The organism is Paracoccus tibetensis (assembly GCF_900102505.1).
In the GTDB taxonomy this organism is placed as follows: domain Bacteria; phylum Pseudomonadota; class Alphaproteobacteria; order Rhodobacterales; family Rhodobacteraceae; genus Paracoccus; species Paracoccus tibetensis.
Map to the genome: position 1 here is coordinate 224,279 of NZ_FMVT01000007.1, position 13,835 is coordinate 238,113.

At 69.9% G+C, this 13,835-nt stretch carries 11 protein-coding genes; 8 read left to right on the top strand and 3 right to left on the bottom strand.

What is annotated here, in order from left to right; translation table 11 throughout:
* Window positions 1-32: 32 nt before the first annotated feature.
* Window positions 33-248 (bottom strand): hypothetical protein, encoded by a 216-nt coding sequence (locus BLP73_RS19040; RefSeq protein ID WP_139165951.1) that lies wholly within the window; start codon window positions 246-248, stop codon window positions 33-35.
* Window positions 249-308: 60 nt separating this feature from the next.
* Between BLP73_RS19040 and BLP73_RS11820 the strand changes: the two genes are divergently transcribed.
* From BLP73_RS11820 to BLP73_RS11845, 6 genes are all read left to right on the top strand, one after another.
* Entirely contained in the window at window positions 309-1,553 is a 1,245-nt protein-coding gene (locus BLP73_RS11820; protein WP_090744537.1) for an aromatic ring-hydroxylating oxygenase subunit alpha, read from the top strand.
* Window positions 1,554-1,556: 3 nt separating this feature from the next.
* Complete coding sequence (locus BLP73_RS11825; protein ID WP_090744541.1) at window positions 1,557-2,648, top strand: FAD-binding oxidoreductase; 1,092 nt, start codon at window positions 1,557-1,559, stop codon at window positions 2,646-2,648.
* A gap of 93 nt (window positions 2,649-2,741) precedes the next feature.
* Window positions 2,742-5,042, top strand: coding sequence for a glycosyltransferase family 2 protein (locus tag BLP73_RS11830; RefSeq protein ID WP_139165952.1), 2,301 nt, complete (start codon window positions 2,742-2,744; stop codon window positions 5,040-5,042).
* A gap of 8 nt (window positions 5,043-5,050) precedes the next feature.
* Window positions 5,051-5,911: a hypothetical protein gene (locus BLP73_RS11835; protein ID WP_175453336.1), complete on the top strand. Its 861-nt coding sequence runs from the start codon at window positions 5,051-5,053 to the stop codon at window positions 5,909-5,911.
* A gap of 14 nt (window positions 5,912-5,925) precedes the next feature.
* The gene (locus BLP73_RS11840) at window positions 5,926-7,371 is read left to right on the top strand and encodes a hypothetical protein (RefSeq protein WP_090744547.1); all 1,446 of its coding nucleotides are present in this window, start codon (window positions 5,926-5,928) and stop codon (window positions 7,369-7,371) included.
* 22 nt (window positions 7,372-7,393) lie between these two features.
* Window positions 7,394-8,425, top strand: a complete 1,032-nt coding sequence (locus tag BLP73_RS11845; protein ID WP_090744550.1) for an NAD-dependent epimerase/dehydratase family protein — start codon at window positions 7,394-7,396, stop codon at window positions 8,423-8,425.
* A gap of 9 nt (window positions 8,426-8,434) precedes the next feature.
* On the opposite strand, the gene BLP73_RS11850 is transcribed toward BLP73_RS11845, so the two are convergent.
* Window positions 8,435-9,820, bottom strand: a complete 1,386-nt coding sequence (locus BLP73_RS11850) for a hypothetical protein (protein ID WP_139165953.1) — start codon at window positions 9,818-9,820, stop codon at window positions 8,435-8,437.
* Window positions 9,821-9,955: 135 nt separating this feature from the next.
* On the opposite strand from BLP73_RS11850, the gene BLP73_RS11855 reads away from it, so the two are divergent.
* Window positions 9,956-11,104, top strand: a complete 1,149-nt coding sequence (locus tag BLP73_RS11855) for a glycosyltransferase family 2 protein (protein ID WP_175453337.1) — start codon at window positions 9,956-9,958, stop codon at window positions 11,102-11,104.
* A gap of 10 nt (window positions 11,105-11,114) precedes the next feature.
* On the opposite strand, the gene BLP73_RS11860 is transcribed toward BLP73_RS11855, so the two are convergent.
* Window positions 11,115-12,524 (bottom strand): dihydrolipoyl dehydrogenase, encoded by a 1,410-nt coding sequence (locus BLP73_RS11860; protein WP_245686643.1) that lies wholly within the window; start codon window positions 12,522-12,524, stop codon window positions 11,115-11,117.
* 397 nt (window positions 12,525-12,921) lie between these two features.
* Between BLP73_RS11860 and BLP73_RS11865 the strand changes: the two genes are divergently transcribed.
* Window positions 12,922-13,821 (top strand): polyprenyl synthetase family protein, encoded by a 900-nt coding sequence (locus BLP73_RS11865; RefSeq protein WP_175453338.1) that lies wholly within the window; start codon window positions 12,922-12,924, stop codon window positions 13,819-13,821.
* The last annotated feature ends 14 nt before the right edge of the window (window positions 13,822-13,835 follow it).

The window sequence follows — 13,835 nt, forward strand, 5'->3', positions numbered from 1 at the left end:
GCTGCGGGGCAGGCCCCGCCATTCCCGCGCATCTAGACAGAAGCCCGTGCCTTTGCCAAGCGGCTGGAATAATATTCCATAATGGAAAATGCGTCGGGCGGCGGAAGCTGTCGGATGAAAAATCCGGCAATATCAACGCCTCCGGCCGCGCCTGTCTTTCCGCTGCTCGACAGGACGGCAAAGGCGTCCTGCACGAGGTCGCGAATGTCTGTTTTCGCAGACCAAATGTCGCAATCGTGCCAGTTCATGTAACAGGCAGGAGTAGTTTCGGCGAAAGCCAAGCCGCGTCAGAGGAGTCGCGCCGCGCCATGACCACCACCTTTGTCCAAACGCCCTCCACTGCCGATCTCGTGGCCGCACGCCGGCCCGGCCACTCGCTCCCGCGCGATCTTTATTGCGGGCAGCAGGCCTTCAAGGACGACCTGGAGCAGATCTGGTACCGCGAATGGCTGTTCGCCGGACCCTCGGCCGCCATGCCGAAGACCGGCAGCTACATCACCATGCAGGTGGGCGAGTATCCGGTCATCCTGACGCGCGGCTCGGACGGGCGCATCCGCGCCTTCCACAACGTCTGCCGCCATCGCGGCCAGCGGCTCTGCGCCAAGGCCAGCGGCACGGGCGCCAAGCTCGTCTGTCCCTACCACCAGTGGACCTACGATCTCGACGGCAAGCTGCTCTATGCCCGCGACATGGGCGAGGGCTTCGATCCCAGCAAGTACGGGCTGAAGTCCGTCCACTGCATCGACCTGGCGGGGATGGTGTTCATCTGCCTCGCGAAGGTGCCGCCGGCGATCAACGAGCTGGCCGCGAACGTGACGCGCTACGTGCTGCCCTCGGGCCTGGCCGATGCCAAGGTCGCCCATGTCTCGCGCATCGTCGAGAAGGGCAACTGGAAGCTGGTGATGGAGAACAACCGCGAGTGCTATCACTGCGGCGGCAGCCATCCCTCGCTCTGCCGGACCTACAGCGACGACCCGCTGATGACGGTGATGGAGGGCCCGAACGCGGCCAGCCCCGAGATCCTGGACCACTGGGCGCGCTGCGACGCGGCCAACCTGCCCTCGCGCTTCGTGAACGCGCCGGACATGCAGTGGCGCATGGCGCGGGTGCCGCTGATGGACAACCAGGAAAGCTTCACCATGTCGGGCAAGGCGGCGGTGCGCCAGCGCATGGGGACGATCCCGTGGAACGACGCGGGCAGCCTGATGTTTTACCACTTCCCGTCCAGCTGGAACCACTTCCTGCCCGACCACGCCATCGTCTTCCGCATCCTGCCGATCAGCCCGACCGAGACCGAGGTCACGACGCATTGGCTGGTGCACAAGGACGCGGTCGAGGGTCAGGACTACGACCTGCAGAAGCTGATCGAGGTCTGGATGAACACCAACGACGAGGACCGCCAGGTGGTCGAGGAGAACCAGGCCGGCATCCTCTCGCCCGCCTACGAGCCGGGGCCCTATTCGCCGACGCAGGAGGCCGGGGTGATCCACCTGATCGACTGGTATTGCGGCGTGATGTCCGCGCGGCTCGGCGCCCTGCAGGCGGCCGAGTAACCGATGCCGAAGCCCCGCCTGAACTGGGCCGCCGAGCCCTGGTCCGATGACGAGCCGCTGGAATGCGTCATGGTCATCCCCGAGACGCGCGACACGTGCAGCTTCATCTTCCGCGCGCCCTCCGGGGCCTGGTTCGACTATCAGCCGGGGCAGTTCGTGACGCTGGACCTGCCGGTGGACCCCTCGAAGGGGCCGGCCGGGAACGTTCAGCGCACCTACACGATCAGCTCGTCGCCCTCGCGGCCGCTGTCCATCTCGGTCACGGTCAAGGCGCAGTCGACCTCGATCGGCACGCGCTGGATGCTGGACCATCTGCGGCCGGGCATGCGGATCAAGGCCTTCGGCCCGTCCGGCATCTTCAGCTTCCACCGCCATCCGGCCAGCAAGTACCTGTTCATCTCGGCCGGCTCGGGCATCACGCCGATGATGTCGATGACGACCTGGGCCTGGGACCGCGCGCAGGACACGGACATCGTCTTCGTCCACGCCGCCCGCAGCCCCTCGGACATCATCTTCCGCGAGCAGCTCGAGCATTACGCCGCCCGCGTCCCCGGCCTGCAGCTGCGCCTGACCGTCGAGGAGCCCGAGCCGTTCCAGATCTGGCACGGCTACCAGGGACGGCTCAGCCAGATCATGCTGGGCCTGATGGCGCCCGACTACCTGGATCGCGAGGTCTTCTGCTGCGGCCCCGAGCCCTTCATGCAGGCCGTGCGCGAGATGCTGACCTCGCTCGGCTACGACATGGGCCGCTACCACCAGGAGAGCTTCGGCGCACCCGCCCGCACCGAGGCCGAGGTTCCGGTGATCGACGATGTCGCCCCCGACGAGGAGGCGCGCGCCCAGGTCGTCTTCGCCTCGAGCGGTGTGACCGCCTCCTGCGCCGAGACGGACACCGTGCTGGCGGTCGCCAAGCGGTCGGGGCTGAACATCCCCTCGGGCTGCACCTTCGGCCTCTGCGGCACCTGCAAGATCCGCAAGACTGCGGGCGAGGTGCACATGGTCCACAACGGCGGCATCAGCGACGACGACATCGCCGAGGGGTGGATTCTGGCCTGCTGCTCGCACCCGATGGGACGCATCGAGGTGGAGGTCTGACCCGCGCTGCAGGGCAGCATCCAGTTGCACCCTGAGCGTGTATCGGTTAAGGAATTTACAACATTCCTGCCGAACCTGACGGGCCGACGCATCTTGGATCACGCACCTCCATCGGCCGCCTGCCGCATCTCCTCCCAGGTGATCGCGGCGCGGCGCCTCTGCCGCGGCTGGCTGTTCCCGCCCCTGCGCCCTGCCGCGGGTGCCGCGCCGGTCGAGCTGTTCGCCTTCTTCCCCGATGGCGAGCCTGTGACCCTGTTCCTGCCGGGCGACGAGGCACCGCTGGCGCTGCGCCACGTGCCGGCCAGTGCGCGGATGCTGCTTGCCCTGCCGCCCGAGGCGGAGCAGGTCACGGTCCTCGTGGACGGGCAGCCGCAGCAACTGACCCTGGAGCCCGCAGCGGGCCAGGCCTTCGCCGGCCGGAACGTGCTTCTCGCGCAGCGCAACGGCGAGTCGGCCTCGCAGGTCGCGGATTTTCTCGTCTGGCACGCGGCCCATCACGGCGCAGATGCCGCCATCATCATCGACCGCGCCCCCCCGGACGCGGGCGATCTTGCCGCCGAACTGGGCACGTTCCTGGCCGCCGATCCACGCGGCAGGGCGATGGCCGAGGTGCTGGTCCTGCGCGTCGACCTGCCGCTCGGCCGCCCGGAAGAGGGGCCCGAATCGCACCCGCTTTATGCCCCCGACGCGCCCGGCCGCGACCGGATGGAGGCGCCCGCGCCCGATCCCTGGACGGCGCGCCTCGGTTTTCCGCTGCTCTACGACATGATCCGCGCGCGGCATCTGGCCCAGGCCGCCGCCGTCGCCCGGCTGGAGGTGATGGACCTGGTGCAGCCGGCGCCGGACGGGCAGAGCTTCTTCGCCCGCTGCGCGGCCGAGGCGGGCGGCGTCCTGCCCCTGTCGGGCGAGCGCGTCTATCCTTGGGCCATCCGCGAAGGCGAGATCACCTTCGGCGATCACATCTGCAACCGCTTCGACGGCATCGACCGCGCGAACAGCTGGTGCTGCGTGCCGGCGCGGCTGCCGGCGCAAGCGATGTGGATGCCGCACCGCATCCTCGGCACCAGCGGCACCCCAAGCGGCAGCGCCGCCTTCTGGCGCTGCATGGCGCTGCGCCACGGGGGGGACGGCAAGGTCTCGCGCATCGTGGCCCGCACCGCGCTTCAGCAGCGGCCCGAGCTTCAGGCCATGGCCGGCTTCTTCGGCCGCACCCCCGAGGCGGTCCCGCGCGAGCAGGCCAATGCCGAGCGGCTGCTGCCCGTGCGCGAGGTCAGCGGCCAGCGCACCGCCATCGTCACCACGATGAAGAACGAGGGGCCGTTCATCCTGGAATGGCTGGCCTATCACCGCGCCATCGGGGTCAGCGACTTCCTCGTCTACACCAACGACTGCACCGACGGGACCGACGACTTCCTGCGCCTGCTGATGCGCAAGGGCATCGTCGAGTGGCGCGAGAATCCCTATCGCGAGTCGGGGATGAAGCCGCAGCACGCCGCGCTGGACCATGCCAACACCGAAGAGGTGATCCGCAATGCGGACTGGGCGATTTGCATGGACGTGGACGAGTTCATCGCCGTCCATGTGGGCGATCACACCCTGCCGGCGCTGTTCGGCGCGGTGCCCGACGCGAACCTCATCTCGCTGACCTGGCGGCTCTTCGGGAACGCGGATGTCCACGAGTATCGCGACGAGTTCATCACCCAGACCTACTTTCTCGCCGCACGCGAGCAGGCGAACAAGCCGCACCAGGCTTGGGGCTTCAAGACCCTGTTCAAGAACATGGGCCTTTTCAAGAAGCTGGGCGTCCACCGGCCCAAGGGCATCCGCCCCGGCGCCGCCGAGCGGATCTCCTGGGTCAACGGCTCGGGCAAGGACATGCCGCAGTCCGAGTGGCGCAACGCCTGGCGCTCGACCTCGGTCACCTATGGCTATGACCTGGTGGCGCTGAACCACTACGCCGTCCGCTCGGCCGAAAGCTTCCTCGTCAAGCGCGACCGCGGCCGGGTGAACCATGTCGATCGCGACCAGGGCATGGCCTACTGGTTCCGCATGAACCACAACGTGGTCGAGGACCGCCGGATGGAGAAGCTGCGCCCGCGGCTTCAGGCCGAATACGACCGCCTGATGTCCGACCCCGAGATCGCCGCGATGCACCGCGCCTGCGTCGCGGCCCATCGCGGCAAGATCGCCGAACTGCGCGCGCAGGCGGCGCACGAGACCTTCTACGCCGAGCTGACCAGCCCCCGCACGGCGGCGCTGTCGCGGCTGCACGGGCATTTCGGCTCGAACGTCTACCTGGCCGGGCCCGCGGTCATCCCCGACGAGATTGCGGCCCGCCAGCCGCAGGACGACTTCTTCTTCACCGTCGAGCATGTCGACGAAACCCAGCACTGAGAGGCCGGATGTCCCCTGACTACCAAGTTGCCGCCCTGTGGATCGGGGGCAAGCTGTCCTTCCTCGAGGAGCTGTGCCTCAAGTCCTTCGTGGACGCCGGCCATCACACGATCCTCTTCACCTACGAGGGGACCGAGAACGTGCCCGACGGCGTCGAGGTCCGCGACGGCTCAGAAATCCTGCCCAACCCGAACGTGATGCGCCATACCAGGACGGGCAGCCCTGCGCTGTTTTCCGACCTCTTCCGCTACAAGATGCTGGAGCGGATGAACCGCACGATCTGGGTCGACACGGACGCCTATTGCTGCAAGCCGTTCGTGACCGAGACCGGCCACTTCCACGCCTACGAGAAGAAGAACGAGATCAACGGCGGGGTCCTCGGCCTGCCGAAGGACAGCAAGACGCTGCGTGCGCTGCTGGACTTCACGGCCGACGTCCATGCGATCCCGCCCTGGTTCAGCGCCGACGAGCGTCAGCGGCTGGAAGCGGCAGGCGCCACGGGTGCGCCCGTTCACGCGGCCGACATGCCGTGGGGCGTATGGGGTCCGCACGCGCTGACCCACTTCCTGAACGCGACGGGCGAGGTGGAGCATTCGATGCCATCCGTCGCGCTCTATCCGGTGTCATATTCCGAGCGAAAGCTGCTGACTCAGCCCGGCGCGGATCTGGGCGCCTACATCACGGACGAGACCTTCTCGATCCATCTCTATGGCCGGCGGATGCGGCCGCGCATCTCCGAGAAGTTCGGCGGTGTGCCGCGTCCGCGCAGCCTGATCGGAAAGCTATTGAAGAAGCACGGGGTCGACCCGACGCTGAACCCGCTGCCCGACCGCACGCTGGCGGTCGTCACGGATGGTGATGACGACTGACATGAGGTGACGCCGTGGCACAGAACGCGCCCATCGACCGCAAGACCCTCGCCAAGATCGGCGTCGAGGACGTGCAGCGCTTCGCCGATGTCGGCGGGGGGGCGCGCAGGCTGGCGCTGGAGGCGTGGAAGCGGCATGGCTGCAAGATCGACCTGATCGACTTCTGCGAGAACGGCAAGTTCGCCCGCGAGCGGTCGGACTGGATGATGGAATATCTGGGCTGGCTCGTCTCGCGCGGGGTCAAGGCCGAGGATGTGCGCCTCGTCGGCAGCCCGCGCGACGTGGTCCGCGCGGACATCGTCGCCTGCCTCGGTCGTTTCGGCGACATCTGGCGGGTCAAGCGGCTCGAGAAGCTGATGCCGCGCCTCTTCCATTCGGACAGCCGCATGGTCATCGACATCCGCAACGGCACCGGGGGGTTCTGGTTTCTCAAGAAGTTCGGCGAACTCGAGGTGATCAAGAAGCTGGACGGCGAGACGCTGCGCCGCGTCGTGCTGACCCCGCACCCGCCCGAGGCCGAGCAGTCGCGGTCCTGGCGGTCCCGCGCGCGGCAGATGGCGGGGCCGGACGGCTTCTTCCGCCATTCCGAGGGGCATACGCTGCTCTATATTCCGCGCGATCCCAAGGTGCTGGTCGTCACCTTCGCCAACCGCGACGACGCGATGGACAGCGAGGCGATGGCCTTCGGCCACAGCTTCGTCGAGAAGCAGGGCTGGTCGATGCTGGGCGTCCTCGCCTCGAACTGGACCTGGTATCGCCACGAATGGGTGATCGCCCGCTTCGAGCAGCTCAAGCGCAAGAAGTTCTTCAAGCAGTTCGACCGGGTGATCTTCTACGGCGCCTCGATGGGGGGCTACGCGGCCGCGGCCTTCAGCCCGGTCTGCCGCAAGGCCGAGGTGGTGATCATGTCGCCGCAGTCCACGCTGGACAAGACCCTGGTCCCCTGGGAGACGCGCTACGAGCGGGCTTGGGACCGCGACTATTCCGGCCCCTATGGCGACGCGGCCACCGTCAGCGCCTCGGCGCGGCAGGTCACCATCCTCTACGACCCGCTCGAGGAACTGGACGCGGCCCATGTCGCCCGCTTCACCGCGCCGAACGTCGTCAAGCTGCGCTGCCCGATGCTGGGCCACCGGCTGGCCTCGTCGCTGGCGCAGATGGGCATCCTGTCGCCGATCATCCTCAAGGCCATGAACGGCGAGCTGGAGCAGGTGGAGTTCTACCGCCTGCTGCGCGCCCGACACGATTCGCCGCGCTATCAGGCCGAGCTGTTCCGCCGCTGCCTCGAGGCCGGCCACGAGACGCTGGCGCGGCGGCTGGCGGCCTGGGTCCAGGCGCGCGGCGAGAACCGGCAGATCCGCATCGCGCTGGAGGAGCTGGACGCCCGCCGCAAATCTGCACCCGCCCCCAGACCTGCCGTCCCATCACCGGCTTCGACCGAACCCGTTCTTGCCGGCTAACCGTCCCACCAAGGAGTTTCCCATGCCCACCGCCCTCGTCACCGGATCGGCCGGTTTCATCGGCTTCCACCTCTGCCGGCTGCTGCTGGACGAGGGTTGGCGCGTTATCGGCGTGGACAACCACAACGACTATTACGACCCGGCGCTGAAGGCCGCGCGCGAGGCGCAGCTGACCGCGCGCCCGGGCTTCCGCGCGATCCGCGGCGGCGTCGAGGATCAGGGCCTGCTGACCGCGACCTTCGCCGAGGAGGCGCCCGAGATCGTCATCCACCTCGCCGCGCAGGCCGGGGTGCGCTACTCGATCGAGAACCCGCGCGCCTATGTGCAGGCGAACCTTCTGGGCACGTTCGAGCTGCTCGAGGCCGCGCGCGCCCATCCGCCGCGCCACATGCTGCTCGCCTCGACCAGCAGCGTCTTCGGCGCGAATACCGAGATGCCCTATCGCGAGACGGACAAGGCCGACACGCCCATGTCCTTCTACGCCGCCACCAAGAAGTCGAACGAGGCGATGGCGCACAGCTATGCGAACCTCTTCGGCCTGCCGATCACCATGTTCCGCTTCTTCACGGTCTACGGGCCGTGGGGCCGGCCGGACATGGCGCCCGCGCTCTTCACCGACGCGATCACAGAGGGCCGGCCGATACGGGTCTTCAACAACGGCGACATGAAGCGCGACTTCACCTATGTGACCGACCTCGTCCGGGCGATCCGGCTGCTGGTCGATGCGGTGCCCGGAACGGCGCCGGCGGTTCAGGGCGACAGCCTCTCGCCGGTGGCACCGTACCGGGTGGTCAACATCGGAAACGGCCAGCCGGTGCAGCTGATGGACTTCATCGCCGCCATCGAGAGGGCCACGGGCCTTGAGGCGATCCGCCGCTTCGAGCCGATGCAGCCCGGCGACGTGCCCGCGACCTGGGCCGACACGGCGCTGCTTCAGCAGCTGACGGGCTACAAGCCGCAGACCCGGCTCGAGGACGGGATCGCGGCCTATGTCGACTGGTTCCTGGGCTATCACGGCCGCGGCGCGGCGGCGCAGGTGAAGGCAGCCGGCTGACGGCGGCCGCTAGCCCGCCACCAGAAGCCAGGCGTCCAGCCGCTGCCGCAGCTCGGGCGCCAGCTCGCCCCGCAGCGCGGGGGGCGGGCTTTCCGTCAGCGCGGCGCGGAAGTCGGGATCGAGGCTGTCCACGAAGCGTCGGATCGCCATCCGGCCGCTGCCCGAGACGATGGGACCATGCACCCGGCGGAAGCGGGTGCGGCCGTGCGCGCCCAGAAGCTGCCAGGCCAGCGAGGACAGGATCTGCCGGGCCAGATGATCGCTGTCCTCCAGCACGCGGCGCAGCGCCTCGCGAATGGTCGGGGTCATGTCCTCGGGCGTCGTCGCCATGCCGTCCAGCTGCCGCTCGGTCCAGATGAGGTTCACCTGGGCGACAAGCCCCGCCCAAAGCGGCGCGGTGCTGCGCATGCGGTCCTCCAGCAGGACCGCGTGGAGGGGGTCCTCCGCCTTGTCCTGCCGCATCAGCGCCTGAAGGTGGTCGCGGCAGATCCGGCCCGCGCCCGAGGCCAGCATCTGCCCCAGCTGCCGCACCAGCAGCTCTGGCGTCGGGCTTGCGGCGGCCCGGCCTGCGGCCAGCGGCGGGCGTGCGTCCGGTCCCGGCTGAAGCCACCGTCCCGCCTCGGCCAGGCTCAGGCCGCCATCTGCCCAGGCCTCCCGCAGCGGGGCGGGCAGCTCGGCCGCGTCCTCGGCCTCAAGGTCCGTCAGGGCGATGCGCGGCGCCAGATGCGCCACCCCGTCCCGATGCGCCAGGACCGAGCCGACCGCCCAGGCCATCTGATGCCCGCGCAGAAGCTCCGAGCTGGGCTGCAACAGGTCCGGCCGCGCCAGCGCGAGGCGCGGATCGCGCGCGTATTCGGCCCAGAGATGCAGGAAGGCGAGGCAACCGGGCGTGGCCGCGTAGATCGAGGGCGAGGGCCAGAGGAAGGGCGCCTCGACCATCTCGGCGTCGTCCGCTTCCAAGAGGATGAGGCAGTCCGAGCCGACATGGTGCCGCTGCGGCCAGCAGAGCGCCTGGCCGTGGATGAAGCCGCCGGGCGCCCCGCGCGCGGCTGCCGCAAGCGCCGCGACCTGCTGCGCGGCAGGGATCTCCAGCAGGCTGTCGGCGCTCTGACGGATCTCGACCAGCAGCAGCGCGTCCTCGCTCAGCCGGGCCAGGGCCTCGGCCATCGCGGCGGGGGCGGCGGCGCGGAACAGCGCCTCGGCGTCGCGGCGAAGGCTCGCGGGGGCGGCGGGCATGTGGGCGGCGACCGCGGCGCCGTCGAGTTCGGTGATCCCGGCAAGGCCCGCGGCCGCGGCGAGGCTGCGGCGGGCCTCGACCTCGGGCGCGGGGGCGGGCGCGCCGGGCGACAGGATCAGCAGGTGGACGTTCAACCCAGAGCGGTTCGGCTGTGTCACGACGGCTGCCTCATTCTTTTCCGCATGTCTAGCCGCACGCGCCGCCGGAAGCCAGCGCCGCGACCCCGGCCACTTGCCCATTGCGGCAGGCCGGCGGAAGGCGCAGACTACCCGGGGTTGATCAAGGGAACCGGCGTGCAGGCAGGGCATCATCGGGAGGCGGGCGCGCCTGAGGCCGAGCGGTTCGTGCTGGTCACGACCATGCGGAACGAGGCGCCGTTCATCCTGGAATGGCTGGTCTATCACCGCCTGATCGGCTTCACCGACATCCTCGTCTTCACCAACGACTGCGAGGACGGCACGGACCTGATGCTGGACCGGCTGGCCGCGATGGGGCTGCTCACACATCTGCCGAACGCCCGGCGCGGCAAGAAGACCGTGCAGTGGCAGGCGCTGTCGCGGGCCAGTCACCAAGGCGTCGTGAAGAAGGCCGACTGGCTGATGGTCGCGGATGTGGACGAGTTCCTCGTCGTCAAGGCCGGGGACGGGCACCTGGCCGACCTGCTGGCCGCCGTGCCGGAGCCGCGGGGCTTTCAGATCCCGTGGCGCATGTTCGGCGCCTCCGGCCGCGTCGCCTTCGACCCGGACCTGGTGATGGCGCAGTTCACCCGCGCCGCGCCCGAGGCGCTGGTCTGGCCTTGGCGGGCCGTGCAGTTCAAGAGCCTCTTTCGCAACGGCCCCCATGTCCTCGGCCTCGGGGTGCACCAGCCGAAGCTGGACCCGGCGGCGCGGGGGGCGTGGTATGACGCGAACGGCCGTCCGCGCGGGCCGGTGCCCGGCACCGTGACGCTGGAGACGACGCCGCGCTACGGCCTCGCGCAACTGAACCACTACGCGCTCGGCAGCGCAGAGAACTTCCTCGTCAAGGCCGAGCGGGGCCGCCCCAACCGCACCGCCGAGCCCATCGGCCTCGACTACTGGATCGACCGCAACTTCGACACGGTCGAGGACGATGCCATCCTGCGCCACCTGCCCGCCGTGCGGCAAGGCGTGGCGGCCCTGCTGGAGGACCCGGCCCTGCGGGCGCTGAGCGAGGCGGCGATTGCCTGGCGCCGCGAGCGGATCGAGGCGCTGAAGCTGACCTCGGACGGGTTCTACCTGCTGGCGCGCATCCAGCAGCTGGGCGGCACCGAGGTCGTGGCGATGGACCGCCAGCTGACCCTGGTGCGCGAGCTGATGCGGATGCGCCAGGCGGTCAGCACGGTGCTGCGCCCCGAGGACGATCTGAGGCAGCCGAAGCCCGGTGCCACTGATGCCGCACGGTCGCGCAAGGCGGCGGTCTGAGCGGGGCGCCTCAGCTGCCCGAGGGCGAGCCGACGTCGCGCGAGGGGGGCTCGGACGTGCCCGAGCGGCGGCAGATCTCGCGCAGGGCGGTCTTCATGCCCTCTTCCAGCGTCGGGTGGTAGAAGGGCATGTCCAGAAGCTGCGCGGCCGTCGCGCCGGACTGGACCGCCCAGGCCAGCTGGTGGGCCAGATGCTCGCCCCCCGGCGCGCAGAGATCGGCCCCGACCAGCCGCCCGCCGGGATCGGCATGGATGCACAGCACGCCCCGCGCGCGACCCTCGACCCGGGCGCGGCCCTGATCGCCGTAATCGGCACTGGCCGAGATGGCCGCGTCCTTCGCGGCCGCGCCGATGGCGGCCGAGGGCGGGTCGGTGAAGGCGATGGTGAAGAAGACATGCCGCTCGAATGGATCGACCTTCGGAAACTGCGCGGCGTTGCGCCCGGCGATGGCGCCCTCGCTGGACGCCTCGTGCAGGACCGGCGCGTCGGCGGCGACATCCCCCGCCATGAAGACCGGCGTGTTGCCACATTGCATGGTCAGCCGATTGAAGAGCGGCTGGCCGTCCTCGTCCAGGTCGATCCCGCTGGCCTTCAGCTCCAGCCCCGACAGGACCGGCGCCCGCCCCGTGGCGACGAGGACATGGGTGAAGTCGTCCTGCCCCGCCCGGCCATCCTCGCCGGTCCAGCTGACGCGGATCTCTCCGTTCTCCAGCCGCTCGGCCGACGTTTCGACCCCGAGGATCAGGCGCAGGTCCTCGGACAGCGCGGCGCCGAGGGCGGCATTGACCGCAGGGGCGCGGGCCTTGGCGACGGCATCGCCGCTGTCGAGCAGCGTGACCCTGACCCCGAGCCGCGCCATCGCCTGCGCCAGCTCGGCCCCAAGTGGACCTGCGCCGATGACGGCCAGGCGCTGCGGCAGGTCCGGCAGCTCGAACAGCGTGTCGGTGGTCATCACGTTCGGCCCGAGGTCGCGGAAGGGCGGCGGCACGACGGGGCGCGAGCCGGTGGCGATGACGATGGCGCCCGCCTCGATCTCGCGCCCGTCCTCCAGCGTCAGGCGCTGCGCGGCGGAAAAGCGCGCGCGTCCGACAAGCGCGGTGCCCTCGGGCAGGTCGTCGAAGCTTTCGCGGGTGAAGGAAAGGAAGCGGTCACGCTCGGCCCGCAACCGGGTCATGACGCGGGGGCCGTCGATCCGCATCGGGCCGGGCAGCACGCCGAAGCGGGGGGCTTGCTCGACCTGATGCGCCGCGCTGGCCGCCGCGATGAGCAGCTTCGAGGGCATGCAGCCCGCCAGCGCGCAGAGCGTGCCGTTGAATTCGGGATCGATCAGGACCGTGCGCGCCCCGGCGCCCCGCGCCGCGCGCTCGGCCGCCAGTCCCGCCGTGCCTGCGCCGATGACGGCGACGTCGCAGCGGATCAAGCTGCACCTCCGCGCCCGGACCCGGCCGCACCTGTCTTGCCTGCTGCTGCTGCTGCCCGCATGTTCTTTTCCTTTTGCGCAGACGATACCATGCCGCGGCGCCGGCGCAAACGCGGCAGTTCGGCCCGGGCAGGGCGATGTCGCTCTTTGAGGCAGAAAACGCAGCCGCCCCTGCATCGTTTCGGCCGGCCCGTCCGTGTCTTCAGCCGAAGGCTGACATCGGGGCAGCGATGCGCGGGCAGAATGCGATGGACAGGCAGGCGGGCTGCCGCCAACATGGCGACGAACGGGAACAGGTTCATCCACGGGATGAGCCATGCGCGAAACGGGGGGCGGGACAGGGTCGCCCCGCAACCGGCTGCGACCAAGGCCGCGGGCGGCAGGGACGGATGATGACATGACGGCGATGATCCCAGAGACTTCGGCTGACCACCTGCGCGCGCGGCTGACCGCGCGGCTTGAGGAGATCGCTTCGAGCTTCGGCAGCGCCGCGCCGGGGCTGGGGCAGGCCATGGCCGACGCCGCGCTGTCGGGGGGCAAGCGCTTCCGCGGCACGCTGCTGCTGATGGCGGCCGAGGCCGGGGGCGGCGCCTGCGACGCCTGTGTCGACGCGGCCGCCGCGCTGGAGATGGTGCACAGCGCCTCACTGGTCTTCGACGACCTGCCTTGCATGGACGACGCGCAGCTGCGGCGCGGGCAGCCGGCGGTGCATGTGGCGCATGGGCAGGGACGGGCGGTGCTGGCGGGGATCGCGATGATCACCGAGGCGATGCGCGTTCTCGCCTGCGCGCGGGGCGCCGAGCCGAAGACGCAGGCACGGCTGGTGCAGATCCTGTCGGCCGCGCTCGGGCCGCAGGGGCTTTGCGCGGGGCAGGACCTCGACCTCGCCAGCGACAAGACGCCCGAGCGGATCCTGCGCGAGCAGGACCTGAAGACCGGCGTGCTCTTCGTCGCCGGGCTCGAGATGCTGGGCGCGATCAAGGGGCTCGAGGATCAGGCCGTGCAGGCGATGATCGCCTTCGGCCGGCAGCTGGGCCGGGTGTTCCAGTCCTATGACGACCTGCTGGACCTGCTGGGCGATCCGCGGGCCATGGGCAAGGATGGCGGCCGCGACGCGCGGGCCGGCGCCCCCGCGCGCGGCGTGCTGGCGGTGGCCAGCCTGACGGACGTGTCCGAAAGCTACAAGCTGAGCCGGGCGGAGCTGGACGACATGCTGGCCATGCCGCCCTTGGCGAGCCCGGACATCCAGGCGCTGCTGGCGCGGGTGCTGCCGAAGGATCTGCGCCGCAGCGCGTGATGGCGCGGCCGGAG

Excerpts from the sequence above, each read along its gene's own strand:
- BLP73_RS19040 (WP_139165951.1), bottom strand. The coding sequence starts at position 248 with ATGAACTGGCACGATTGCGACATTTGGTCTGCGAAAACAGACATTCGC.
- BLP73_RS11820 (WP_090744537.1), top strand. The coding sequence starts at position 309 with ATGACCACCACCTTTGTCCAAACGCCCTCCACTGCCGATCTCGTGGCC.
- BLP73_RS11825 (WP_090744541.1), top strand. The coding sequence starts at position 1,557 with ATGCCGAAGCCCCGCCTGAACTGGGCCGCCGAGCCCTGGTCCGATGAC.
- BLP73_RS11835 (WP_175453336.1), top strand. The coding sequence starts at position 5,051 with ATGTCCCCTGACTACCAAGTTGCCGCCCTGTGGATCGGGGGCAAGCTG.
- BLP73_RS11845 (WP_090744550.1), top strand. The coding sequence starts at position 7,394 with ATGCCCACCGCCCTCGTCACCGGATCGGCCGGTTTCATCGGCTTCCAC.
- BLP73_RS11865 (WP_175453338.1), top strand. The coding sequence starts at position 12,922 with ATGACGGCGATGATCCCAGAGACTTCGGCTGACCACCTGCGCGCGCGG.